The organism is Burkholderia sp. COPS, assembly GCF_019425585.1.
Taxonomy (GTDB): domain Bacteria; phylum Pseudomonadota; class Gammaproteobacteria; order Burkholderiales; family Burkholderiaceae; genus Burkholderia; species Burkholderia cepacia.
Map to the genome: position 1 here is coordinate 44,993 of NZ_WIXR01000014.1, position 24,787 is coordinate 69,779.

22 protein-coding genes and 1 pseudogene are annotated in these 24,787 nt (G+C 67.5%); 8 read left to right on the forward strand and 15 right to left on the reverse strand.

What is annotated here, in order from left to right; genetic code table 11:
* Positions 1-424 precede the first annotated feature (424 nt).
* Positions 425-1,951, forward strand: coding sequence for a mannose-1-phosphate guanylyltransferase/mannose-6-phosphate isomerase (locus FOZ70_RS12270; RefSeq protein WP_059493574.1), 1,527 nt, complete (start codon positions 425-427; stop codon positions 1,949-1,951).
* 124 nt (positions 1,952-2,075) lie between these two features.
* Here the strand turns inward: FOZ70_RS12270 and FOZ70_RS12275 are convergent, their stop codons facing one another.
* From FOZ70_RS12275 to FOZ70_RS12310, 8 genes are all read right to left on the reverse strand, one after another.
* Positions 2,076-3,017 carry a transposase gene (locus tag FOZ70_RS12275; protein ID WP_219706045.1) on the reverse strand — a complete coding sequence of 314 codons (942 nt, stop codon included), beginning with the start codon at positions 3,015-3,017 and terminating at the stop codon, positions 2,076-2,078.
* A gap of 754 nt (positions 3,018-3,771) precedes the next feature.
* Positions 3,772-4,353 carry a DUF3501 family protein gene (locus FOZ70_RS12280; RefSeq protein WP_021163254.1) on the reverse strand — a complete coding sequence of 194 codons (582 nt, stop codon included), beginning with the start codon at positions 4,351-4,353 and terminating at the stop codon, positions 3,772-3,774.
* Positions 4,354-4,384: 31 nt separating this feature from the next.
* Positions 4,385-5,722 (reverse strand): heterodisulfide reductase-related iron-sulfur binding cluster, encoded by a 1,338-nt coding sequence (locus tag FOZ70_RS12285; protein WP_021163255.1) that lies wholly within the window; start codon positions 5,720-5,722, stop codon positions 4,385-4,387.
* A 119-nt stretch (positions 5,723-5,841) separates the two neighbouring features.
* A complete protein-coding gene (locus FOZ70_RS12290; RefSeq protein WP_006497294.1) occupies positions 5,842-6,264 on the reverse strand; it encodes a rubrerythrin family protein in 423 nt (140 codons plus the stop codon).
* Between the two features lie 288 nt (positions 6,265-6,552).
* Complete coding sequence (locus FOZ70_RS12295) at positions 6,553-7,821, reverse strand: RNA polymerase sigma factor (protein WP_059484101.1); 1,269 nt, start codon at positions 7,819-7,821, stop codon at positions 6,553-6,555.
* Positions 7,818-8,234 carry a VOC family protein gene (locus tag FOZ70_RS12300; protein ID WP_021164038.1) on the reverse strand — a complete coding sequence of 139 codons (417 nt, stop codon included), beginning with the start codon at positions 8,232-8,234 and terminating at the stop codon, positions 7,818-7,820. Before FOZ70_RS12300 ends, FOZ70_RS12295 begins: the two co-directional genes overlap by 4 nt.
* A 35-nt stretch (positions 8,235-8,269) precedes the next feature.
* On the reverse strand, positions 8,270-8,689 hold the full coding sequence (locus tag FOZ70_RS12305; protein ID WP_021164039.1) for a YciI family protein: 420 nt from the start codon (positions 8,687-8,689) through the stop codon (positions 8,270-8,272).
* Between the two features lie 125 nt (positions 8,690-8,814).
* Entirely contained in the window at positions 8,815-9,168 is a 354-nt protein-coding gene (locus FOZ70_RS12310) for a YciI family protein (RefSeq protein WP_021164040.1), read from the reverse strand.
* Positions 9,169-9,372: 204 nt separating this feature from the next.
* Between FOZ70_RS12310 and FOZ70_RS12315 the strand changes: the two genes are divergently transcribed.
* The 4 genes from FOZ70_RS12315 (at position 9,373) to FOZ70_RS12330 (ending at position 13,862) form a co-directional block, all read left to right on the forward strand.
* On the forward strand, positions 9,373-11,238 hold the full coding sequence (locus tag FOZ70_RS12315; RefSeq protein ID WP_219705957.1) for an ExeM/NucH family extracellular endonuclease: 1,866 nt from the start codon (positions 9,373-9,375) through the stop codon (positions 11,236-11,238).
* Between the two features lie 285 nt (positions 11,239-11,523).
* On the forward strand, positions 11,524-11,910 hold the full coding sequence (locus FOZ70_RS12320; RefSeq protein WP_021157600.1) for a DUF883 family protein: 387 nt from the start codon (positions 11,524-11,526) through the stop codon (positions 11,908-11,910).
* Between the two features lie 64 nt (positions 11,911-11,974).
* The gene (locus tag FOZ70_RS12325) at positions 11,975-12,559 is read left to right on the forward strand and encodes a YSC84-related protein (RefSeq protein WP_021157601.1); all 585 of its coding nucleotides are present in this window, start codon (positions 11,975-11,977) and stop codon (positions 12,557-12,559) included.
* 250 nt (positions 12,560-12,809) lie between these two features.
* Complete coding sequence (locus FOZ70_RS12330; protein WP_042973615.1) at positions 12,810-13,862, forward strand: AI-2E family transporter; 1,053 nt, start codon at positions 12,810-12,812, stop codon at positions 13,860-13,862.
* A gap of 43 nt (positions 13,863-13,905) precedes the next feature.
* Here the strand turns inward: FOZ70_RS12330 and FOZ70_RS38050 are convergent.
* The 6 genes and pseudogenes from FOZ70_RS38050 to FOZ70_RS12355 form a co-directional block, all read right to left on the reverse strand.
* A pseudogene (locus FOZ70_RS38050) lies at positions 13,906-13,983 on the reverse strand (thioesterase); the annotation flags it as partial.
* A gap of 145 nt (positions 13,984-14,128) precedes the next feature.
* Complete coding sequence (locus FOZ70_RS12335; protein WP_219705958.1) at positions 14,129-15,145, reverse strand: NADP-dependent oxidoreductase; 1,017 nt, start codon at positions 15,143-15,145, stop codon at positions 14,129-14,131.
* 37 nt (positions 15,146-15,182) lie between these two features.
* A complete protein-coding gene (locus FOZ70_RS12340; protein ID WP_113047023.1) occupies positions 15,183-15,971 on the reverse strand; it encodes an SDR family oxidoreductase in 789 nt (262 codons plus the stop codon).
* Between the two features lie 458 nt (positions 15,972-16,429).
* Complete coding sequence (locus FOZ70_RS12345; RefSeq protein ID WP_021157606.1) at positions 16,430-17,020, reverse strand: phosphatase PAP2 family protein; 591 nt, start codon at positions 17,018-17,020, stop codon at positions 16,430-16,432.
* An 81-nt stretch (positions 17,021-17,101) separates the two neighbouring features.
* A complete protein-coding gene (locus tag FOZ70_RS12350; protein ID WP_042973617.1) occupies positions 17,102-18,418 on the reverse strand; it encodes an Nramp family divalent metal transporter in 1,317 nt (438 codons plus the stop codon).
* Positions 18,367-19,419: a helix-turn-helix domain-containing protein gene (locus FOZ70_RS12355; protein ID WP_048022221.1), complete on the reverse strand. Its 1,053-nt coding sequence runs from the start codon at positions 19,417-19,419 to the stop codon at positions 18,367-18,369. Before FOZ70_RS12355 ends, FOZ70_RS12350 begins: the two co-directional genes overlap by 52 nt.
* A gap of 498 nt (positions 19,420-19,917) precedes the next feature.
* On the opposite strand from FOZ70_RS12355, the gene FOZ70_RS12360 reads away from it, so the two are divergent.
* Together FOZ70_RS12360 and FOZ70_RS12365 are read left to right on the forward strand one after the other, a co-directional pair.
* Positions 19,918-20,841, forward strand: coding sequence for a LysR family transcriptional regulator (locus FOZ70_RS12360; protein ID WP_059591686.1), 924 nt, complete (start codon positions 19,918-19,920; stop codon positions 20,839-20,841).
* Between the two features lie 133 nt (positions 20,842-20,974).
* The gene (locus FOZ70_RS12365) at positions 20,975-21,376 is read left to right on the forward strand and encodes an OsmC family protein (protein WP_059591685.1); all 402 of its coding nucleotides are present in this window, start codon (positions 20,975-20,977) and stop codon (positions 21,374-21,376) included.
* A gap of 105 nt (positions 21,377-21,481) precedes the next feature.
* Here FOZ70_RS12365 and FOZ70_RS12370 read toward each other — a convergent pair whose 3' ends face one another.
* On the reverse strand, positions 21,482-22,363 hold the full coding sequence (locus FOZ70_RS12370; protein WP_219705959.1) for a Dyp-type peroxidase: 882 nt from the start codon (positions 22,361-22,363) through the stop codon (positions 21,482-21,484).
* A gap of 491 nt (positions 22,364-22,854) precedes the next feature.
* Here FOZ70_RS12370 and FOZ70_RS12375 point away from each other — a divergent pair, with 491 nt between their 5' ends.
* Positions 22,855-24,717, forward strand: a complete 1,863-nt coding sequence (locus tag FOZ70_RS12375; protein WP_059554624.1) for an ABC transporter ATP-binding protein — start codon at positions 22,855-22,857, stop codon at positions 24,715-24,717.
* Positions 24,718-24,787 lie beyond the last annotated feature (70 nt).

The following is a 24,787-nucleotide window of genomic DNA, read 5'->3' on the forward strand; positions in this document are numbered from 1 at the left end:
GCTTCCTCTTTGAACAGGCGTTTGCCGAACAGCTCCTCGTGCGACCCGTGCCGCACATTCGATTCAAACGTTGCATGACGCTATTGAAGCGGTAAGAAAATTCCGCCTCAAGCGCACAAGTATTTCGAAAAATAATCGGAAATTCTTGCTGCGTAGTTTTTGAATTAAATCGGCAGCTTTTCCCGAAATGATCGCGAATCGGGAATTTTTCGGAAGCTTTACGGTTTCCGCTCGCCCTTTGCGGACGGTCAACACCAGCCGATTCACCGATTTATTTTTTACTTTTTTATTTGCACCGGATGCTGGCGAGGAAAATTCTTCCCGGTGAATGCCCGGCGAATATCAGGCAATGGACCCGGTTTTATTGTCGATTTACTTCATGCTACAACGGCAGGCACTGACTTCAACCGTGGAGAGTGTCAACATGAATGCTCCGGCCGTGGCTGCCGAAACGCGCCATTCCCCTTCCGCCGCACCCGCCGCCGGCACGCGCGTCGCCGTGCAACCGGTGATTCTCGCCGGCGGCTCCGGCACGCGCCTGTGGCCGATGTCGCGCGAGCGCTTTCCGAAACAGCTGATCGGCTTGCTCGGCGAACATTCGTTGCTGCAGTCGACCGCGCTGCGCCTCGACGGCCTGGCGGGCGATCATCCGCTGACCGACGACGTGCTGATCGTATGCGGCGAGGATCACCGTTTCACGACCGCCGAACAGCTGCGCCTGACCGGCAAGTCCGCGTCGATCATGCTCGAGCCGATCGCCCGCGACACCGCGCCCGCGCTGACGCTCGCCGCGCTGCGGCTCGTCGCCGACGGCAACGACGCGATCATGACCGTGATGCCGGCCGACCATGCGGTGGCCGACCTGCCGCGCTTTCACGCCGCGGTCGCGGCCGGCGTGCACTGCGCGAAGCAAGGCCGGATCGCGACGATGGGCATCGTGCCCAAGCACGCGGAAACCGGCTACGGCTACATCCGCGTCGGCGCGCCGCTCGGCGACGCCGCGACGGGCAGCCTCGACGTGCGCCGCCTCGATCGTTTCGTCGAGAAACCGCATCTCGAACTCGCTCAGCAGTACGTCGCATCGGGCGAATACTGGTGGAACAGCGGGATCTTCATCGTGCGCGCATCGGTGTGGCTGAAGGCGATCCGCCAGCTCGAACCCGCGATCTACGCGGCCTGCGAACAGGCCGTCGCCCAAGGCAAGGCCGATGGTGATTTCTTCCGCGTCGATCGCGACGCATTCGCCGCGTCGCCGTCGAACTCGATCGACTACGCGGTGATGGAGCCGCTCGCGAGCCTGCCGCAACTGTGCGAGAGCGTCGTCGTGCCGCTCGACGCGGGCTGGTCGGACGTCGGCTCGTGGGATGCGATCTGGCAGATCTCGGAGAAGGACGAAGCCGGCAACGTCGGCCGCGGCCACGTGCTGCTCGAAGACGCGGAATCGACGTTCGCGCATTCGGAAAGCCGGCTCGTCGCCTGCGTCGGCACGCAGAACCTCGTCGTCGTCGAAACCCCCGACGCCGTGCTCGTCGCGGACAAGTCGCGCGTGCAGGACGTGAAGAAAATCGTCGGGCGCATCAAGGCGCAACGCGGCGCGGAAGCGTCCGATCACCGCAAGGTGCATCGCCCGTGGGGCCACTACGACTCGGTCGACATGGGCGAACGCTTCCAGGTGAAACGCATCGTCGTGAAACCGGGTGCGCGGCTGTCGCTGCAGATGCACCACCACCGCGCCGAACACTGGATCGTCGTGCGCGGCACCGCGCGCATCACGCGCGGCGACGAAACGTTCCTGCTGTCCGAAAACGAATCGACGTACATCCCGCTCGGCGTGTCGCATCGCCTCGAGAACCCGGGCAAGATGCCGCTCGAGCTGATCGAAGTGCAGTCGGGTGCGTATCTCGGCGAGGACGACATCGTCCGCTTCGACGATACCTACGGCCGCCAGTAACACACGTACACGCCCGGGGCGCCGCTTCGACGGCGGCGCCCCGGGCGATGCAGGCATGGAAAGACGAGGCTTCCGAGCGGGCGTCGTGGCACACGACGGCCCGCCCGTTTCACCGGTGCGGCGATCAGCCCACGCGGTACACGTATTCGCGACGCTCCTGCTGCACCGGATCGTTGCGGCTTTCGGACAGCGCGCTCGTGTGACGCTCGGCGATGAAGCGCTTGATGTCCGACTCCGCACGCGCGAGCGCGGACAGGCCGGCCAGCACCTCGCCTTGCGGCGCGCGTGCCGGTTCGTCGCTCGCGCCATGGCGATCGATCCACTGACGTGCCCAGTCGAGCGCGAACTGCTCGGCTTCCTCGGCATCGGTGAAGCGCGGGCCGATCAGGCCCGAACGCTCGACGCGCCGCTCGTCCTGCGAGATCTCGGCCCACGCGCGATACATCAGGTTCTGCACGGGCTGCGCGATGCCGCGGATCGTATAGCCGCGATACTCGTCGACTTGCGGTTCGGCCGCGGCGAAGCTCGCCGACGACGCACGCGCATGGCGCAACTCCACCGACCGCGCGCCCGGCACCACGAACGACGCGTCGGACGGCCGCGCTTCGGCGTCGTCCTGGATGGACGACTGCGACGCGCCTTCGCCACCCCAAACGTTTGCGTGCGCGACCGGCAATTGCCACGACTCGGGGTTTTGCCAGAACACGCCACGCAAGCGATCGTTGTCGGGCACGGGCTCGGCACGGCGTGCGGGCACGACCGGCACCGGCGGCGGCGGGATATACGCGAACGTGCGCCCGCTGAACTGGGTCAGCACGTCGATCATCTGCAGCAGCGTGCCGGACGCCAGCCATTCCTCGTAACGGCGACGGCACGTCGGCCCGGACGGGTAACGACCGGGCAGCTTCGACCAGGCTTCACCGGTCGTCAGGATCCAGAGCACCGCGTTGGCGACGACGCGCGGTTCGGCACGCGGACGCCCACGACGGTTCAGCCGGATGGGTTCATCGGCGATCAGCGTTGAAAGACGAAACCACTCTTCATCGGTAAGCTCATCGAAGAACATAGTAGATCTCTCCACGCAGCCAGGCCGGGGCTGCGATTGGCGGCGCCATCGCGACACATCGCGTCGCGGGGCGGCCAGGTTGCACATTATGCTTATCCGGTGTTGTGCATGCCGGTGCGACACCGCACTTTCACGGTGCCGCCATTCCCGGCAATGGCGCACAAATCACGGTCTCACTCCAATGTGGGAATTTTTGTGCACGAAGCATACCATCCCTAGGGTTTATCTCAATATGACAATGACTTAATGTTACGCACTGAAACAACCTGCCAAGGGTGCGTAATGTATTTATGCTTGAATTTTTTTGCGGGATCTTTATGCCCGACGCTGCAAAGGCCCGTCTGGCGGGGCTCTACAGCGTATGAAGAATGCCCGCGAATGGGCATTTTCGGGCCGCTCCGCCCCCTGCCGGCAACAATCCCGCGCATTGCTTCCCAACATCGGTAAATCAGGGAAAAAAGCGTAACAAGATATTCACGAATCGGTAAATCATTCAAATTTCGCCGATTTTAATTATCTCCGTGCACAATCTTTTTATTGTTTCTCTGCGAGTGATGAAAGCACGGTGACGTGCGATGCACGTCTTTCGCTGGATGCAAGTTCGTGACGCCTGTTACATCTTCGCGGCCGCAGGCGAGCGATACGCGCCGCATCGCGTGCGGAGATCGCGTTTCGGGTCGGAACGGAAAAATGGACACCGGTGCGCGGGACGCACCGGAAGTGCCGGAAGCGCCGCTGACGTGCTGCGGATGCGTCAGCGCAGATCGCCGGCCAGCGATGCGGTCACGTCTGCGTCCACGCGCTGCGCCGGCATCGTGTAGGCCGGGTGATCGCAGCCGATCGACAGCGCCGCCCCGCCCTTGAGCGCCGCGCGCATCGGCGCGTCGAGCTCGAAGCGCAAGAAGTGCACGGCCGACGTCTTCTCGGCATTGTCGCGCTCGAGATCCTCGTCGGCGATCGCATAAATGCGCGCGTGGCCGTCGACCTGCAGGTACACGCGATCCTCGACACCGATCAGCCGCGCGAGCGCCGCCCGCCGTTCGACCTCGTGCTCATACTCGATCTGCATCGTCGCCTTCAGGTTCGTGCCGTCGGGCACGAGCGGCAGATACGCTTCCAGCTCCCCTTCGATGCCGGCCTGGTCGAAGATCTTCTCGATGTGCAGCATCTCCTGGATCTGATAGCGGATCGTCGTCTCGTCCTCGAACAGGAAGCGCAGGTGGTTGCCGAGGGCTACCGCGCGGCGGCGCTTGTACGCGACGAGCCGCGCGTGTTCGGCCTTGCGGATCTTCGCGTACGCTTCGAGCGTCAGCAGGGAGTCGCGGGTCAACGTCATGGGATGTCCTCGTGGGTCGGCCGGCGGCGGCTCAGATGCCGTATGCGCGGCGCAGCAGCGTGAGCGGATGCGCGAGCGGCGCGGACGGCAGCCCGTTCTCGTCGATGCCCTGCACGATGTGATGGCCGGCCAGCGCGCAGTCCGACGACACGAAATCCGGCTGCGGCTCGGCCATCGCCTTGAACACGGGGCCGCCGATCCGCATCGCGTCCGCATGAAACTCCTTTTTCACGCCGAACGTGCCCGCGTGGCCCGAGCAGCGCTCGACGACGTTCACGCGCGTATCGGGCACGAGCGACAGCGCGTCGGCCGTCTTGCGGCCGATGTTCTGCACGCGCGCATGGCACGGCACGTGATACGACACGGTGCCGAGGCCCGTCTTGAAATCGGTCTTCAGCAACCCGTCGCGATGCCGCGCGATCACGTATTCGAACGGATCCCAGAATGCGTCGGCCACCGCGCGCACCGCGTCGTCGCCGGGGAACATCAGCGGCAGCTCGCTCTTGTACATCAGCACGCAGCTCGGAATCGCGCCGATCAGTGCATAACCTTCGCGCGCATAGCGCTCGAGTACGGGCAGGTTCACGTCCTTCTTCGCGGCCACGCCGGCGAGATTGCCCTGCTCGAGCAGCGGCATTCCGCAGCAGGCTTCGCGCGTGACGAGCTCGTAAGGGATGTCGTTGTGCGCGAGGATCGCGAGCAGGTCGTGGCCGATGCCCGGCTCGTTGAAATTCACGTAGCAGGTCGCGTAGATCGCGACCTTGCCGGGCGTGCGTTCGCCGTCGCGCACGGGCAGGCCGTCCGACGGTTTCGCCGCGCGCCGGAACTTGCGCGGCGCGAATTCCGGCAGCCACGCATGGCGATCGACGCCGAGCGTCGCTTCGAGCGCATGACGCGCGGGCGGCGTACGGTTCACCGCGTTCACCGCCTGCGTGACGATCGGAATGCCGGCAAAGTGACCGAGCGCGTCGGTGTTCGACAGCACCTTGTCGCGCAACGTCGCTTCGCCGCGCTTGTAGCGCGCGGCCTTGCCGCGCAGCATCAGGTGCGGGAAGTCGACGTTCCATGCGTGCGGCGGCACGTACGGGCATTTCGTCATGTAGCAGAGGTCGCACAGGTAGCACTGGTCGACGACCTTGCCGAACGCCGCCTTCGGCACTTCCTCGATATCGCCCATCGGCGTGTCGTCGACCAGGTCGAACAGCGTCGGAAACGCGCCGCACAGCGACACGCAGCGCCGGCATCCGGCACAGATGTCGAACACGCGCGTCATTTCCGCGTCGATCGCGGCCTGGTCGTAGAACGCATCGGACTGCCAGTCGAGCGGATGCCGGGTCGGGGCTTCGAGACTGCCTTCCTTGTGGGGCATGGGGCGCTCCAGCGTGGCGCGCATGCGCGCCAGCGCCGCCCGCGCGATGCGGGCAGCGATGAACGAACAGCCGGCCGCTTGCCGGTCGCACGGCCTGCCGTGCGGCCCGCGGCGGCCCGTCAGTCGACGAGACTGTCCAGCGCCTTCGTATAGCGGTTCGCGTGGCTGCGTTCGGCCTTCGCGAGCGTCTCGAACCAGTTCGCGATTTCGTCGAAGCCCTCGTCGCGCGCCGTCTTCGCCATGCCCGGATACATGTCCGTGTATTCGTGCGTTTCGCCGGCGATCGCCGATTCGAGATTCAGTCGCGATGAACCGAACGGCAAGCCCGTTGCCGGATCGCCGACGGCTTCCAGGTATTCGAGATGGCCGTGCGCATGGCCGGTTTCGCCTTCGGCGGTCGAGCGGAACAGCGCGGCGACGTCGTTCTGGCCTTCGACGTCAGCCTTCGAAGCGAAATACAGATAACGCCGGTTCGCCTGCGATTCGCCCGCGAATGCGGCCTTCAGGTTCTCTTCGGTTTTGCTGCCCTTGAGTTGAGCCATTTGCGCCTCCGTTCGAGTCGGCGCGGCCGCGTGCGAAGCCGGGCCGATCAGGTATGTGGGGAACGATGCGTGCGCCGCGGCGCGCGTATCGTGCTCTTCAATCTAGGCGCTCGCGTTCGCATCCCCCAATAGGCTTTTTCAATCCGGACGATAGTCGGCGCGTTGCGCGGCGGGGCGGGATGCGTTGCCGGGTGGCGGGTGGTGTCCGGTGCGCGGCGCGCGTTCGCGTTCGCGTTCGCGTTCGCGTTCGCGTGTGCGTGTGCGTGTGCGTGCTGGGCGCTGCGCGCCTCACGCGTCGGTCGCACGCCTGAGCAGCAGTTCGCGCTCGCGCTCGTTGCGCGTCAGTTCCGCCGCGCGGCGGAATTCGGCCTTGGCCTCGTCGGCGCGGCCGAGCTTCGCCAGCAGGTCGCCGCGCACGCTCGGCAGCCAGTGATAGCGCGCAAGCGCCGGATCGTCGCGCAGCACGTCGACGAGTTCGAGCGCCGCGGCGGGCCCGAATGCCATCCCGACGGCCACCGCGCGATTCAGTTCGACGACCGGCGACGGCGCGACCTCGGCGAGCGCGTCGTACAGCGCGACGATCTGCGGCCAGTCCGTGTCCGCCGCCTGCCGCGCACGCGCATGGCAGGCGGCGAGTGCAGCCTGCAACGCATACGGCCCGCGCACGCCGCCGAGCTTCGTCGCCTGCTCCAGCGCCGCGAGGCCGCGCCGGATCAAGAGCGGATCCCAGCGGCTGCGATCCTGGTCGAGCAGCAGGACGGGCCGGCCCTGCGCGTCGGTGCGCGCGTGCATGCGCGACGCCTGCAGTTCCATCAACGCGACGAGCCCGAGCACTTCGCTCTCGTCCGGCGCCAGCCCGGCCAGCACGCGGCCGAGCCGCAGCGCCTCGTCGCACAGCGCCGGGCGTGTCCAGTCGTCGCCCGCGGTCGCCGCGTGGCCTTCGTTGAACACGAGATAGATCACCTCGAGCACCGACGCGAGCCGCGCGGGCCGCGCATCGGCGGCCGGCACCTCGAACGGCACGTGCGCGGCCGCGAGCGTGCGCTTGGCGCGCACGATCCGCTGCGCGATCGTCGGCTCGGGCGTCAGGAACGCGCGCGCGATCTCGCCTGTCGTCAGCCCGCCGAGCAGCCGCAGCGTCAGCGCGACGCGCGCATCGGTCGACAGCACCGGGTGGCACGACGTGAAGATCAGCCTCAGCAGATCGTCGCCGATGTCGTCGTCGCTCGCGTCGGCGAGCGCATCCGCGATGTCGGGCACGACATGCGCTTCGAGCGCGTCCATCTCGTGGCCGAGCTGGTCGCGCTTCGCCGCGTGGAGCGACTCCTGCCGGACCCGGTCGAGCGCGCGGCGCTTCACGGCCGTCATCAGCCACGCGGCCGGGTTGTCGGGCACGCCGTCGACGGGCCAGTGCTCGAGCGCCGCGACGAGCGTGTCCTGCGCCAGCTCCTCGGCCACGCCGACGTCGCGCACCACGCGCGCGGCGCGCGCGATGATCTTGGGCGCCTCGATCCGCCAGACCGCTTCGATCGCACGGTGAGTCGCCTCGAGCGTCACGACGCCTGCCCCTGGGCGGACGCATCCAGCGGCATGGCCATCAGCTCCCATGCATGGCCGTCCGGATCGTCGAACCCGTGGCCGTACATGTTCGGATACTCGCGCGGCGCCTGCGGCGCGGACCCGCCGGCCGCGAGCGCCTTCGCGACGATCGCGTCGACCTCGGCGCGGCTGTCGCACGACAGGCACGTCAGCGCCTGCACCTGCGTCGCCGGATCGACGATGGTCTTGCCGGTGAAGGTCTGGAAAAACGGCCGCACGAGCAGCATCGCGAAAATCGTGTCGCTGATCTTGATGCAGGCGGCCTGTTCGTTGGTGTAGGCCGGCACGACCTCGAAACCGAGTGCCTGGTAGAACGTCTTCGCGCGCGGCAGGTCGGCCACGGGCAGGTTGATGAAAACCATCTTGTGCATGACGGATGCTCCGGTGAGACTGGATTCGGGTGGATTCAGGCCTGGGTGCGGCCGACGTGGAGATCGCGGAAGCGCTCGACCGCGTCGCTCGGGGTGAGGTCGTCGAGCTCGAACAGCGGCCGCACCTCGATCTCGCAGTCCATTTCGGCGCCGAACGGCGCGGGGAACCGGCGCGTCCATTCGAGCGCCTCGTCGCGCGAACGCACCTGGATCAGCGTATAGCCGGCTATCAGTTCCTTCGTTTCGGCGAACGGGCCGTCGATCACCGTGCCCTTGCCGCCCGTGTAGCGCACGCGCCAGCCGCGCGCGCTCGGCCGCAGCCCGTTCGCGTCGAGCAGCACGCCGGCCCTGGCCAGTTCCTCGTGGTAGACGGTCATGGCTTCGACCAGCCGGTTGTCCGGCAACGCGTCGGATTCGCTGACGGCGTTCGCCCGGATCATGATCATGAATCGCATCGTTTACTCCTTGTCATCGGTGGCAGGCGGCGCCCGTTCGGCGGCGCCTTATCCGGACGACGGCCGGAAGACGCCCGGATCGACACGTTCCGCGAACAATCAGGGTAAATACCGAGTCGCGGCATTCACAGGAAGCACGGGCCGACCGCGCGTACCTCGACCGTGCACCATTGCGCGGCCGGGCACTGGCGCGCGATCTCGATCGCTTCCTCGCGGGTGTCGACGTCGACGAGGAAGAAGCCGCCGACCATCTCCTTCACCTCCGCGAACGGGCCGTCGAGCAGGCGCGTCTCGCCGTCGCGCACCTGCACGCGCGTGCCGCGCTCGGAACGCTCCAGCGACTCGACACCGCGCAGCACGCCGCGCGCCTTCAGCGTCTCGGCGAAATCGACCATCCGCGCGTACAGCGCCTGGCCTTCGTCGAGCGTGCGCTCGGCACGCTGGTCGGTCGGCTCGACAATCAACAGCATGTAGGACATGGATTTCTCCTGTGGGAACGGGGCGCGGCAGCGTGTGCTGCGCGATCGGGATGCGCCGCCGATGCAAAAGCGTAACAGCCGCCGTGCGCGTTGCATCGTCGGCCGATCGGCACACTGGCCGGACGGCCAATTTCGCCGCTTCCCGACATTTTGCCGTCAAGATGCTTTCCCGAATCGTCGGATTTTCTTCCTGTGGACCGCCCCATGTCACGCCTGCTTTCGCCGCCTGCCGTTGCAGCGTTCTTCGTCCTCTCCACCCTCTTCGTCCTCTTCGCCGGGCCCGCCGCGGCCGCGCCGCCGGTCAGCGCCGGCTGCGGCGGCGCAACCACGCCGATTGCCGACCTCCGCGGCGCCGGCGGCCCGTCGCCGCTGGCCGGGCAAACGACCTCGATCGAGGCGATCGTCACCGCGGCATTCACCGGCGCCGACGGCCTGGGCGGCTTCTTCGTCCAGCAGGCCGACGCGCAGCGACAGCACCGGCCGGGCGTCCCGGAAGGCGTGTTCGTGTACGCACCGAACGCGCGTGCTAAGGCCGGCGATCTCGTGCATCTCACGGGCCGCGTCGACGAGCGCTACGGCCGGACGCAGTTCACACTGTCGGGCGGCATGACCGTCTGCGCAAGCGGGCAGACCGTCACCCCGGCGACGCTTACGCTGCCGGTCGCCACGTTATCCGTGCTGGCCGCGCATGAGGGCATGCGTGTGCGCCTGCCGCAAACGCTGACGGTCAGCGATACCCACGCACTCGGCCGCTACGGCAGCGTCGTCCTCAGCCACGGCCGGCTGCGCATCCCGACCCACGTCGCACCGCCGGCCGAGGCCGCCACGCTCGCGGCAGCCAACGCACGCAACCGCATCGTGCTCGACGACGGCTCGAACCGCCGCGATCCCGCAACCGTGCGCTATCCGCCACCCGCGCTCAGCGCCGCCAACACGCTGCGCGCGGGCTACACGGTGCGCGGCGTCGACGGTGTGCTCGAACTGCGCTACGGCGCATGGAGGCTGCAACCGGTTGCCGGCGCGGCGCCCGTCTTCGATTCCGCCTCGAACCCGCGTACCGATGCGCCGGCCCGTCATCCCGATGCCGACGCGCGCATCGTGTCGTTCAACGTATTCAACTATTTCAATGGTGACGGGCACGGCGGCGGATTCGATGCCCCGGCCGGCCGAGGCGCGAAAACGCCCGCCGTGTTCGCGCGGCAGGAGGCGAAGATCGTTGCGGCATTGCGCGCGCTGCGTGCCGACGTGATCGGGCTGATGGAAATCGCGAACAACGGCCACGGCGACACGAGCGCCGTGCGGCGTCTCGCCGCGCAGCTTGGCGAAGGCTGGCGCGCGGTCGATCCCGGCACCGCGCGGCCCGGCCGCGATGCAATCGCGGTCGCGCTGCTGTACGACAGCCGCACGGTCGAGCCGGTCGGCCGCGCCGCGACCGTCTCGCTCGGCGGCCGGCATCGCCCGCCGCTCGCGCAGACATTCCGGCGCATCGGCGGCACGCGCGCGTTGACGGTCGCGGTCAATCACCTGAAATCGAAGAACTGCCCGATCGCGACCGGCGCCGATCTCGACCGGTCGGACGGCCAGGGCTGCTGGAACGCGGCGCGCACGCGGGCCGCCGTGCGCATCGCCGGCTGGCTCGCCGGATCGCCGACAGGCGCCGCGGCCGATGGCGTACTGCTGGTCGGCGACCTGAACAGCTATGCGAAGGAAGATCCGGTTCGCGCGCTCGAATCGCGCGGCTACGCGAACCTGGTGGCGCGCTTCGTCGGCGATACTGCGTACAGCTACGTATTTCGCGGCGAGGCCGGCAGCCTCGATCACGCGCTCGCGACGCCGGCCCTGACCGCGCGCGTCAAAGCCGTGCACGTCTGGCACATCAACGCCGATGAACCGTCTGCACTGCAACCCGTGCCCGATTACAAAACGGCCGCACATCGGTCGTCCTATTACGCACCCGACGCGTATCGATCGTCGGACCACGATCCCGTCGTCGTCGACCTTGCACTGGACAACGGCTCGCGAATGCCGGCCGCAGGCACAAACCCTGCTCGCCCGTACAGCGTCGATTAGTGCATTTGCATCAGCCCATCGCCTGCAATGGCACTATTTACCTGGTACCCCGGGCGACGCCATATTTACCGGACATTCACTTCGTATCGCTTCTTGTTGCACGCGTTTCGCCCATTTGAGAATTTTTTTCAATCTTCGCGCGGCCCCGCGTGGCGGGGCTTTCCGGCAAATCCGCCAACGAATTGAAAATTTGTCTCGAAACTCAACCGGGCCAAGTGAATCACATTAGTTGCTGGGATTCGTCTTATCTTCAAATTGGCCTTGAATCGAAGGAGGATAAACACCATGGCGCTCACTGACTCGATCGAACACAAGCTGGACCGCGGCCTGTCCGACATTCGTCGCACGGGCCGGCGCGTGGGACGCACGACGCGCTCGGCCGCCCGCGACCTGCATGCCGACGTCACCGACGATCTGCGCGGGCTGGTCGATGAACTCGAAGATCTGCTGAAAAACGACGGCGACGGCGATATTGCCGCGCTGCGCAAGCGCGTCCAATCCAGGCTCGATGAAGCACGCGGCGCGCTCGACCATGCGTCGGGCAGCGCAGCCGCCCGGCTGCGCGATTCCGCCGAACGCGTGTCGCAGGTCGTGCAAGACAACCCGTGGCAAACCGCCGGCGTCGTTGCCGGCCTCGCGTTCGTTGCGGGCCTGCTCCTTGCCCGCCGTTGAACGGAGCCGGCCGTTCCGACGCCCGCCCCGTCCGTCCTCAATCAGACAAAGAAGGAGAAACGCCATGCAGAAGACCTTTGCCATGAAAGCCGCCGCCGCCGTCCTGCTCGGCAGCCTCGCGCTCGCCGGCTGCACGACCACGCCGGACAAGCCGGAAGGCGCCGCGGCCAGCGCGTCGAAGCGCCAGTCGATCGACGCCAGCGTCAACGCGACGCTCTCGCGCCTCTATTCGACGGTGCCGGGCTCGCGTGAACTCGTCGCGAAATCGCGCGGCGTGCTCGTGTTCCCGAGCGTGCTGCAGGCCGGCTTCATCGTCGGCGGCCAGTCGGGCAACGGCGCGCTGCGCGTCGGCGGCAGCACGGTCGGCTACTACAACACGTCGTCGCTGTCGGTCGGCCTGCAGGCCGGCGCGCAGTCGAAGGCGGTCGTGTTCCTGTTCATGACGCAGGATGCGCTCGACTCGTTCCGCAAGTCCGAAGGCTGGTCGGCCGGCGCCGACGCGTCGGTCGCGGTCGTGAAGGTCGGCGCGAACGGCGCGGTCGACTCCAACACGGCCACCGCACCGGTCGAGGTGCTGATCCTGACCAACGCCGGCCTGATGGGCGACCTGTCGGTGAACGGCACGAAGGTCACGAAGCTCAACATCTGACGATGCGGCACGCGGCGTTGCGCCGCGTTTGCTTCCCGGCAGCGCCGCGGCCCCGGCCGCGGCGTTTTCGCATGTGCCGCGCGCAGCCGCTATGATGGCGGCACCTTTGCGGGCATACTCCGGTTCGGGCCGCCTGGCGGATGGCCGCCCGCAGCGCGTTGCGCCGTGAACCCGTGACGATCGCGAACCGATCGCGCACGGGGCAACGAGATTCAATCAAACCACGCATCAATCTGCGCGAATGTCATCCATGGATAGCGGACACGACCACCAAAAATTCTTCTATTTCCTGCTGGCCGCGGTCACCGTCGGACTCTGCTGGATTCTCACGCCGTTTTCCGGCGCCGTGTTCTGGGGCACCATACTTGCGATCCTCTTCCAGCCCGTGCAGCGGTGGCTCGCCGCACGCTTCGGCAAGCGGCGCAACCTGGCCGCGCTCGTGACGCTGTCGCTGATCGTGCTGATCGTGATCCTGCCGCTCGTGTTCGTCGCCGCGACGCTCGTGCAGGAAATCGCGTACGTGTACCAGGAAATCAAGACCGCGCAGCCGAACTATTCGCAGTACTTTCAGGACATCATCCACGCGCTGCCTACGTCGATCCAGCATCTGCTGCAGAAATACGGCCTGAGCAACCTCCCGGGCATCCAGAAGAAGCTGACCGATGGCGCCGCTCAGATCAGCCAGCTCGCGGCAACCCAGGCGCTCAGCATTGGCCAGAACACCTTCCAGTTCGTCGTGAGCTTCGGCGTGATGCTCTACATGGTGTTCTTCCTGCTGCGCGACGGCGGCGAGATCGGCCGCCGCGTGCGCCGCGCGCTGCCGCTCGACGACGAGCACAAGAACCTGCTGCTGGCCAAGTTCACGACGGTCGTGCGCGCGACGGTGAAGGGCAACATCGCGGTCGCGCTCGTGCAGGGCGCGCTCGGCGGCCTGATCTTCTGGATCCTCGGGATCGAAGGCGTCGTGCTGTGGGGCGCGCTGATGGCGTTCCTGTCGCTGCTGCCCGCGATCGGCGCGAGCCTCGTGTGGGTGCCGGCCGCGCTCTACTTCCTGATGATCGGCGCGGTGTGGAAATGCGCGATCCTCGTCGCGTTCTGCGTGGGCGTGATCGGTCTCGTCGACAACCTGCTGCGCCCGATCCTCGTCGGCAAGGACACGAAGATGCCCGACTGGGTCGTGCTGATCTCGACGCTTGGCGGGATGGCACTGTTCGGCATCACCGGCTTCGTGATCGGGCCGCTCGTCGCCGCGCTGTTCATGGCGAGCTGGGACATCTACGCACGCGCCGAACAGAACGAATGACGCAACGCGTGGCCACGTGCCACGCCCCTGCCGACGCGCGCCGTCACGGATGACGAATGCGGATCACGACGGGCGCCACGGCGCCCGTCGCGTCATCCGCCGCGAGCGTCATCACGCCGCCATCTGCTGGCAATCACTTTAGGGAGACACGCCCCGACAATACATGAGACAAGTCCGAAACTTGGGCGCGGTTGATCGACCGCCTCGCGGTCGACACCCTCTCGCGGCAGCGTGCGAACGACATCGCACGCCGAGCCGCGGGCCGCTCACGCGTCCGGATCGACGCGCAGCACGAGCTTGCCGCGATGATCGCCGTCGAACAGGCGATTCAGCACGTCGGGCGCGTTTTCGAGACCGTCTGCGACCGTCTCCTCGGCCTTGAGCCGGCCGTCGCGCAGCCAGCCCGAGAGCGTCTGCACGGCCTCGCGGCTCTTGCGATAGTCGAGGATCAGGAAGCCGCGCATCGTCAGCCGCTTCGAGATCAGCACGCCGACGTCGTCCGCCGCCCGGCCGCTGTTGTAGTTCGAGATCACGCCGCACAGCGCGACGCGCCCGCCGATCACCATCCGCGACAGTACCGCGCGCATCACCTCGCCGCCGACGTTCTCGAAATTCACGTGCACGCCGTCCGGCGTCGCGGCCTTCAGCTGCTGACGGAAATCGTCGGCCTTGTAGTCGACGGCCGCATCGAAGCCGAGCGTCTCGGTCAGGTAGCGGCACTTGTCCGCGCCGCCCGCGATACCGACCACGCGCGCGCCGTGGATCTTGCCGATCTGGCCGGCGATCGAGCCGACCGAACCGGCCGCCGCCGATACCACGAGCGTCTCGCCCGGCTGCACCGGCGCGATGTCGGTCAGCCCGTAGTACGCGGTCAGCCCGCTCATCCCGCACGCACCGAGCAGCGTCGGCAGCGGCAGGCCCGACTGCGCGGGCAGCTTCACGAGCTGCGCGGCCTGGTCGGCCGGCACGACCGCATAGTCCTGCCAGCCGACGAGCCCCTGCACGAGATCGCCTTCCGCGAAACCCGCGTTGCGCGACGCCACCACGCGCCCGATGCCGAGCGCGCGCATCACCTCGCCGATCGCCACCGGCGGCAGGTATTGCGGCACGTCGCTCATCCACACGCGGTTGGTCGGGTCCATCGACAGGTACAGCACGCGCACGAGCACCTCGCCGTCCGCGAGCGCCGGCACGGGCGCTTCGGCGAGCGAGAAATGTTCGCGGCCGACCCGCCCTTCCGGGCGCGTCTTCAGCAGCAGTTGGCGGTTCACGGGTGTGGACACGATGTTCTCCTCCGGTCGTTGTGGTTCGGGATGCGCGTCAGACCGCGCACATGCCGCCGTCGATCACGAGTTCGGCGGCCGTCACGAAGCGGCTCTCGTCGGACGCGAGATAAACGGCCGCGTGCGCGACGTCGTCCGGCTCGCCGAGCCGGCGCAGCGGAATGCCCCGCGCGAGCTTGCGCGTCGCGTCGCGTTCGCCGAGCGACTGGAACAGCGGCTCGACGATCCCCGTGCGGATGAACGCCGGGTGAATCGAATTGCAGCGCACGTCGATCTCACGACGCGCGCAGTCGATCGCGACCGACTTCGTGAGCGATGCGACGGCCGCCTTCGACGCGTTGTACGCGGTGAAATCCGGTTCGACCTTGAACGCGGCGACCGACGAGATGTTGATGATCGACGCGGGATGGCTCTCGGCCAGATACGACAGCGCATGCTTGCAGCCGAGCACGATGCTCTCGACGTTGATCGCCATCACGCGCCGCCATTCGTTCAGCTCGATTTGCGCGGGCGAGCCGATCGAGCCGACGCCCGCGTTGTTGACGAGCACCGACAGCCCGCCCATCGCGTCGACCGCCTGCGCGAGCAGCGCCTGCCAGCGCGCTTCGTCGCGCACGTCCTGCGTCGCGGCGAACGCGACCGGCGTCGCATGGCCCGCGTTGAGTTCCTGCGCGAACGCGTCGAGCACCGCCGCGTCGGCGATGTCGGTCACGAACACGCGCGCGCCCTGCTCGACCATCCGGCGCGCGATCGCGCGGCCGAGGCCGCCCGCGGCGCCCGTGATGTATGCGCACTTGCCGGCAAGGCGCGAAGAAACGACTGTCATGTGACCTGCTCCTATCGTGAATCGTCGCCGCGGAACGCTGCCGCGACGGATGTTCCGTGCCGGTTCCCGCCAGCGCGGGCCGGTTGACCCTTCGCCGCCATCACGAGGCGCCGCACGGTTTCCGCGAGTATATCGAGATGAGCGTGACGCGCGCCGGACACGCCGGGCAGCCCGCCCCGGTTGAACGACAGCCAGCGTACGCGAATGCCGCCGATCGATGAAATGAATCTTCGTTATGCCCGGTCATAGGCTGGGCTCATGACCTTCGCGTATCGGCACACACGCGCAAGCCGGCGCGGCCGGTCACGCAGACCGGCCGGTTCGTCGAATCGTGTCATGGCGAGGGTCGGGTTCCGCGCAGGCGAGGAAGCAATCGGGAAGACGGGCGGCGTGGAATCGTGCAACCGCCGGGCGAATGCGGCAGGAAAGCGGCGCGGAGGCACCGCGGCCGGCGACCGTCAGAAGCCGTCGCCCGACGGCGCGCGCACGAACGCGCAGAGTTGCGGCGAATGCGTGTCGATCATCTGCTGGAACGGCGCGCGGTGCCCGTACGCGATGCCGGACACGAGCAGCAGGCACACGGCCGCGACGCGCGGCGAGAATGCGCGCTGCCGCACACCGTCGTAGCCGCGCAGGAACACCAGCGCGACCAGCGCGCCGAGCATCCAGCCGACGATCACTTCAGGAACGGTATGCGAATGATCGAACACGCGCGCGACGGCCGTGACCGCGCCGATGGCCAGCCCGGCCGCGATGCCGGGCACCTTGCCCGGCCGGAACGCCTGCCACAGCATCGACAGCGCGACGGTCCACACCGACGTCGACAGCATCGTATGGCCGCTGATCACGCGGAAATCGAATTGCGGAAGCTCGATGCCGCACCCGGCATACAGGATCTTCGTGGCGCCGACGACGCCCATGCCGGCAGCGAGCAGCACGCCCCAGCGGGCGGCGAGGCGCCAGTCGGTCAGCGCGAGCCAGGCCGCGCAGGTCAGCGCGATCGGCAAGGTCAGCGCGGCATCGCCGATGTTGCTGATTTCACTCCACATAACGGACTTCGGACGACGATCGAAAGGCCGCAGTTTACCGCATGCGCGCCGCGCGACTGTGTCAGCCTGTGACAGGCTGTATCAGCCCGCGACACCGGTAATCAGCAGCAGGTTCGTGCCGGTGATGACGACGAACAGCGCCCACGCGGCGGCCTGCATCCCGCGCCCGATCGTGTGCTCGCCCATCGTGTTGCGATCGCTGACCGAGCGGATCAGCGGCCACATCGCGAACGGCAGCTGCAGGCTCAGCAGCACCTGGCTCCACACGAGCAGTTTCCCGACCGAGCCGTCGCCGAGCCACAGCACGCCGATCAGCGCGGGCACGAGCGCGAGCCCGCGCGTGATCAGCCGGCGCTGGTAGCACGGAATCTTCGTATGCAGGAAGCCGTCCATGATCACCTGGCCGGCGATCGTGCCGGTAAGCGTCGAACTCTGCCCCGACGCGAGCAGCGCGATGCCGAACAGCAGCGCGGCCGCGCCGCCCGCGATCGGCGTAATCAGGTTGTAGGCCTGCTCGATGTCGGTCACGTTGTGCTGGCCCGTTGCATGGAACGCCGCGCCCGCGACGATCAGGATCGCCGCGTTGACGAGCATCGCGACGAACAGCGACACGCAGGTATCGATGCGCACCAGCGCGAGCGTGTCGCGGATCACCCCGCGCGCCCCGCCGACCACGCGCCGGGTCTGCACGACCGACGAATGCAGGTACAGGTTGTGCGGCATGATCGTCGCGCCGACGATGCCGAGCGCGAGCACGATCGCGTCCTTGCGGTCGTGGCCCGGATCGCCCGGCACCAGCCCGCCGGCCACCGCGTGCCAGTCGGGCGGCGTGATCGCGACCTGCGCGACGAAGCAGAACGCCATCGTCGCGATCAGCGCGAGCACGATCGCCTCGATCTGCCGGAACCCCTTGCCCTGCAGGCCGAGCACGATCACCGTGTCGAGCGCGGTCAGCACGATCCCCCACGCGAGCGGCACGCCGAGCAGCAGCTTGAACGCGAGCGCGCAGCCGAGGACTTCCGCGATGTCGCACGCGATGATCGACACCTCGGCGGTCACCCACTGCACGATGCGGCCGACCCGCCCGTAGCGGTCGTAGCTGGCCTGCGCGAGATCCCTGCCCGCCACGAGGCCGAGCCGCGCCGCGAGCATCTGCAGGAAGATCGCCGCGAGGCTCGAGAACGCGACGACCCACAGCAGCGAATAACCGAACTGCGAGCCGGCCTGGATGTCGGTCGCCCAGTTGCCGGGATCCATGTAGCCGATCGCGACCAGCAGGCCGGGGCCGAAGAAGCGCTTGAGCTTCTGCCAGCGCGGCGCGCCGGCATCGATCGTGATGCTGCCCTTTACTTCCGACGGGCAGAAAGGGGCTGTGGCGGTGGTGGGGAGGAAGGACATGGAAACCGGGGATCGAAATCGCGACAGGACGATTCTACGGGTATCCGTCCTTTTTTTTCCCGCGCGGCGGCGCACGCGGCGCATGGCTCCCCGGCACCGTCGCAGGCCTCCCCGTGCGCATCGGGTGTCGGCGCACCGCGGGTGAGGATCCGTTCACGCTCGGAGACGCGATATTCGGTCGGCGACATCAGCATGCGCTGGCGGAACAGCTTCGCGAGCCGCTCGCCGCTGCCGAACCCGGTGCGGCGCGCGACCTTGTCGGCCGGCAGCGTCGTGTGGACCAGCATGTGGCAGGCGCGCTCGAGCCGCACGTGCTGGACGAATTCGGTCGGCGTCACGCCGATCTCCTTCTTGAAGCGCCGCAGGAAATTGCGCTCGCTCATCGCGGCGGCCTGCGCGGCGTTCGCGATCGAGATGCGGTTCACGCTCTGCGCGCGCAGCCGCTGCGCCGACATCCGGATCGACGGGCTCGCGCTCAGCTCGCGAAAGGCCCACATCGACTGCGCATAGCGTTGCTCGACCGGCCGCAGCATGTTGCTGGCGATCTCCTGCGCGGCGCCGTCGCCGAGATCGACGCGGAACATGTCGAGCACCGCGGCGAACACGTCGGCTTCGCCGGCCTGCAACTCGACCGTCGTGGCGACCCGGCGGCCGGCCCGGCCCGGCCGCCCTTCGATCGCCGCCGACGGTCGCTGCATGGCCGCGAGCGTCGGCAAGTCCATCGCGTCGACGATCCAGCGTGCGTGGCGGCGGATGTCGGTGAGGCGACGCTGCAATGCGTCGTCCCAATTGACGGCCGCACGGTCGCCGTGAAGATGAAAGAACGCGAGCGCGCGGCGACCGTGCTCGTCGCCGAGCGGATCGGCCGCGATGCTCACGCCGGACGACGACTGCAACAGCCCCCCGCTTTCGGATACGTACTTCAACTGGTAGTCAGCACTGTATGCGTGCAGGCGATTCGCCAGATTGAAAGCCTCGCCAATACGCGCGGCCTGGGCCAACGAAAAACCCGTACTCAAATAGATAACGACCCATCTCTGATCTGCTGCATTCACTGGCCAAGCCCCCGACTTGTTTCGACTTCTTCTAATACCGTCGAACTGTCAGGCTTATATTTGGTTTGAATGCGTGCGACAGGACGGCTATCCCGAAATATGAAGCGACGGCATCTTAGCCGAACGGGTCGCGGCTTTGGCGCGAAATGGCCGAGGTGGACAGCATGATGGCGGATTACTACAGGCTGCCAGGGGTTGCTGGTGGGCCGGTGCGGAATTGCACGGGCCGATATCGCCAATTGTTGCGATCATGTGCATCGAAATCCGCGCATTTTCATGACGACGAATTGCGGCGGGTATCCGGATAAATGCACCGCCGAATATCGGCGCAAACGATATTCCCATGTATTCAATGCCGCCGATCGCCACGCAGGAAAGCCCGCGTATCCGTTGCCTGCGCATCCTTTAGAATCGCTCCACCATTCACCACGCCACCCGCGCCCCGTGCCCGCCGACCATCGTCTCGACCTGAACCTGTTTCGCGTGCTCGACGCCGTCTACGTGCATGGCGGCATCGGCGCGGCCGCCCGCGCGCTGCATCTCACGCAGCCGGCCGTCACGCACGCGCTCAACCGTCTGCGCGCGCATTTCGACGATCCGCTGTTCGTGCGCCAGGGCAACCGTGTGGTCGCAACCGAACGCACGCGCTCGATCATCACGGACGTGCAACTGCACCTGAAGGGCCTGCAAGGCACCGCGCGCGCGCCGTCGGCATTCGATCCCGCGACGCTCGACCTGAGCATCGCGGTGGGCATTCGCGACGTGCTCGAATCGATCGCGCTGCCGCGGATCGTCGCGGCGTTCGCCGACGAAGCGCCGGGCCTGCGGCTCGTGAGCCGGCGCATCGCGGTAGCCGGGATCGAACGCGAACTCGCATCGGGCAATCTCGATCTCGCCGTCGATCGCCGCGTGCCGACCGGCCCGCGCATCGCCACCGAACACCTGCTCGACGATTCGCTCGTCGTCGCACTGCGCCGCGATCATCCGCTTGCGCGCGAGCCGTTGCGGCGCGGCGACTATTTCGCGGCGCGGCATGTCGCGGTGTCGTCGCTCGGCGAGCCGCAATCGCTCGACGTGCTGCTCGGCAACGACGGCCGCTTTCGCGATATCCGGCTCACCTGCCAGCACTATTTCGCCGCGTGCCAGATCGCCGCGACCGGCGACCTGCTGGTCACGTTGCCGCACACCTATGCGTTGCGGATGGCCGCGATGCTGCCGATCGTCGTGCGGCCGCTGCCGTTGCGGCTCAAGCCGTTCCCGCTCCTCGCGTACTGGCACGAATCGCGCGACGCCGATCGTGCGCACCAGTGGGTACGCGAGCGCATCGCCGCGCTCGTGCGCAGCAGTGCCGGCGGCGCGGACGCGTAGCCGCATCGCGCGCGCCATCGCCATCGCCATCGGAGCGGTATGCTGACGGCTGCGCGCCGCCGCGCGGCGTCCACTTTCCGCTTCCCGGCTCCCTTATTCCCTTTTCCCTTTTCCCGCTGACCGGAGACTTGCCATGTCGCTCATCCACGCCGCCGCCGTCCTCGACGCCGATGCGCCCGATTACGTCGTCCAGCTTCAGGCCGGCACCCACGCGCTGACCGGCGACGAAGCCCCACGCGAGGGCGGCCAGGATCGCGGGCCGGCGCCCTATGAATTCGTGCTGGCCGGCCTCGCGCAATGCACGGCCGCGACGCTGCGCATGTACATGCAGCGCAAGGCGTGGCCGGCCGCGCGTATCGACGTGCGCACCGAGCTGCACGCCGATCGCGAAGGCACGCAATACGTGCGCCGTGTCGTGACGCTCGACGGCCCGCTCGACGATGCGCAACGCCAGCGCCTCGCCGAAATCTGCGAGAAGACGCCGGTCACGCAGTTCATCAAGCGCGGCACGCGGATCGACACGACGCTGAACTGACACGCAACGCACACGACACACGAGCGCCGCGCAAATCGCCGCGCAAAAGGAAACGGGGGGCCGCGCGCGATGCGCGGCCCCCCGTTCGTCGACACCGTCAGGCGCTTACAGTCCGAGCGCGGACAGGTCGAGCTTGCCGTCCTTCATCGGCGGGCACCAGAAATACGCGCCCGTCAGCGGCCGCGTGAAGCGGAACAGGCCGTCGACGATCCCGTCTTCCGCGCCGCTCATCCGGCGCATCTGCACGTCGAACGCGCGGAACGAGCAGCCGAACGCCACGAAGTAGAGGCCCGCGCGGCGCGCGTCCGACCACGGCGACGAACGGCGCAGCATGAACGCTTCGGGCTCGAAGCTTTCCTGCGCGGTGCGCTTCACGTGCGCGAACTCGGGCGCGTCGTCGAGTTCTTCGTTGTCCGAGCGGCGGCGCCCGATGATGTTGTCCATGTCGCCCGACGGAATGCGCTCCATCTGCTCGAAGTCGTGCAGCCATTGCTGGACCGCGACGAAGCTCGCACCGTCAAGCCCCGCGCCCTGCCCGGTCACGATCGCCGCGGCCACGGCTTCGTCGCCTTCCGGGTTCTCGGTGCCGTCCTCGTAGCCGGACAGGTCGCGATCGTTCGAATAGCGGAAACCGTCGACCGCATCCTGCAACGCGAACGCCGGCGCCAGCGCGCGTTCGATCGCCCGCGCGCGCAGCACGATCTCGCCGCGATCGTCGCCGCGCAGCCAGACCCACACGTCGGCCGGCGTCGCCGGCAGCGTGCGGTCCTTCACCGCGAACGCCGGGAATCCGGTCAGGCCCGGCACCAGGTGCCCGAGGTGCGCCGCCAGCGCATGCCCGAACCCGACGACCGTGTCGCGTCCGTCGACGATCTCACGCAGCGCGGCCAGCGCCGCCGCCACATTGCCGTCGTTCGACATCATGAAAGTGAGGTATCGGGCCGCCGTATCGATCGGGGTCAGGATGCCTTGCTGAACGTCGCTCATCGTTTCCTCAGGAATGTATCGTGGTGAATCTGCGAGGGTCTCGGCGCGGTGCGCCGCAAACGTCGAAGTGTAATCGATGCGTGTGCCGGCCCCTGCGCTGCCGCACTGTGGAAGGCCCGCAAAAGAAGGGCCGAAGCCCTGAATACTAACCGTATCAACGCTGCAACGCCGCATTCGTCAGACGTTGCAGGGCGCCCGGCGCTGCTGATAGAATCATTTCCACGTCTTTTCGGCGTCCTTTCAACCGTTCACTTCAGGGGAGGTGCAGATGTTCCGAATGCCAGCATCCTTCCCGAACGTGGTCCCACGGCGCAGCTGATCCAGCCCGCCGTCCGCGCCGGCTCCCGAGTTTTCCGCTAACCCGTCAGCCGCGCCGTTTCCCGACAGCCCCGTTTCGTTTCGCCGCACGGTTTCCGCGCGGCCCGGCTGTTGCGTTTTCGATGTTCGCCCAACCGGAAAGCCCCGTCGCGCGATGCGCCGGGCAACGACACATGACCAGAAAAACCACCCATCTGGGCGGCCAGGCATTCCAGGCCGTCTTCGGCTTCACCTTCCGTTACTGGCGCAAGCAGCCGGCCCGCACCGCCACGGTCGCGAGCCTCGCGCTGCTCGCCGCGCTCGCCGACGTGCTCACGCCGCTGTTCGCCGGCCGCCTCGTCGACGCGCTGTCGACCGGGTTGACCGACCGCGCCGCCGCGTGGCATGCGGCCCTCGTCGCGTTCGGCACACTCGCCGCGCTCGGCCTCGGCGCGACGGTGCTGCGACAAGGCGTCTACCTGAACATCATCACGCTCACGCTGAAGATGATGAGCGAGATCGCGGCCGCATCGTTCCATCGCGTGCAGCGCTTCTCGACCGACTGGCACGCGAACAGCTTCGCGGGCTCGACCGTGCGCAAGATCACGCGCGGCATCTGGGCGCTCGACCTGCTGAACGACACCGTCCTGATCGCGCTGTTGCCGTCGGTCACGATGCTCGTCGGCGCAACCGTGCTGCTCGGCACGCACTGGCCCGTGATGGGGCTCGTCGTCGGCGCGGGTTCGCTGCTGTACATCACGGTGACGGTTGCGGTGTCGCTCGGCATCGTCGCGCCGGCCGCCCGGCTCGGCAACCTGTGGGATACGCGCATGGGCGGCGCGCTCGCCGATGCCGTGAGCTGCAACGCGGTCGTGAAGGCGTTCGGCGCGGAAACGCGCGAGGAAGCGCGGCTCGCCCGCGTGATCGGCAAATGGCGGCAACGCACGCGCCGCACGTGGGTGCGCGGCACGCTCAACGGCGGGTTGCAGGGCGCGATGCTCGTCGCGATGCAGGCCGCGATGATCGGCGTCGCGCTGCGGCTGTGGGTGAACGACGAGGCGAGCGTCGGCGACATCGCGTTCGCGCTGACGATGTTCTTCATGCTGCAGGGCTACCTGCGCGACGTCGGCATGCACATCCGCAACCTGCAGCGCTCGGTGAACGACATGGAAGAACTCGTCGCGCTCGAACGCCAGCCGCTCGGCATCGACGATCGTCCCGGCGCGCCGGCCATCCGGATCGGGCAAGGCGAGATCCGCTTCGAGCACGTGACGTTCCGCTACGGCAACCATCCGGTGCCGCTGTACGACGACTTCTCGATGCGCATCGCGCCGGGCGAGCGGGTGGGCCTCGTCGGCCACTCGGGGTCGGGCAAGACGACGTTCATCAAGCTGATCCAGCGCCTGTACGACGTGTCGGGCGGCCGCATCACGATCGACGGCCAGGATATCGCGCAGGTCCGGCAGGATTCGCTGCGCAGCCAGATCGCGATCGTCCAGCAGGAGCCCGTGCTGTTCCACCGCACGCTCGCCGAGAACATCGCGTATGCACGCCCCGATGCGAGCCGGGCCGACATCGAGCGCGCCGCGCGGCTCGCCAGCGCGCACGACTTCATCGCCGCGCTGCCGGACGGTTATGACACGCTGGTCGGCGAACGCGGGATCAAGCTGTCGGGCGGCGAACGCCAGCGGGTCGCGATCGCGCGCGCGTTCCTCGCCGATGCGCCGATCCTGATCCTCGACGAAGCCACGTCGAGCCTCGACAGCGAAAGCGAGCTGCTGATCCAGCAGGCGATGGAGCGGCTGATGGTCGGTCGCACGACGCTGGTGGTCGCACACCGGCTGTCGACCGTGCGCGCGCTCGACCGGCTGCTGGTGCTCGACCGCGGCAAGGTGATCGAGGAAGGCAGCCACGACGCGCTGATCCGCATCGACGGCGGCATCTATCGCCGGCTGTTCGAGCGGCAGGCGCTGGAACTCGCGAAGGGGCTCGCCGATTCGCCGCGGCGCGCGGCGGACAATCGTGCCGGGCCGCTCGGCGAGCCGGCCGAGGCGTGACGCAAGAAAGGCGCGACGCGCGCCGGTGGTGCGGTCATCACCGCCGGCGCGCGTCGACAAATGGATCCGG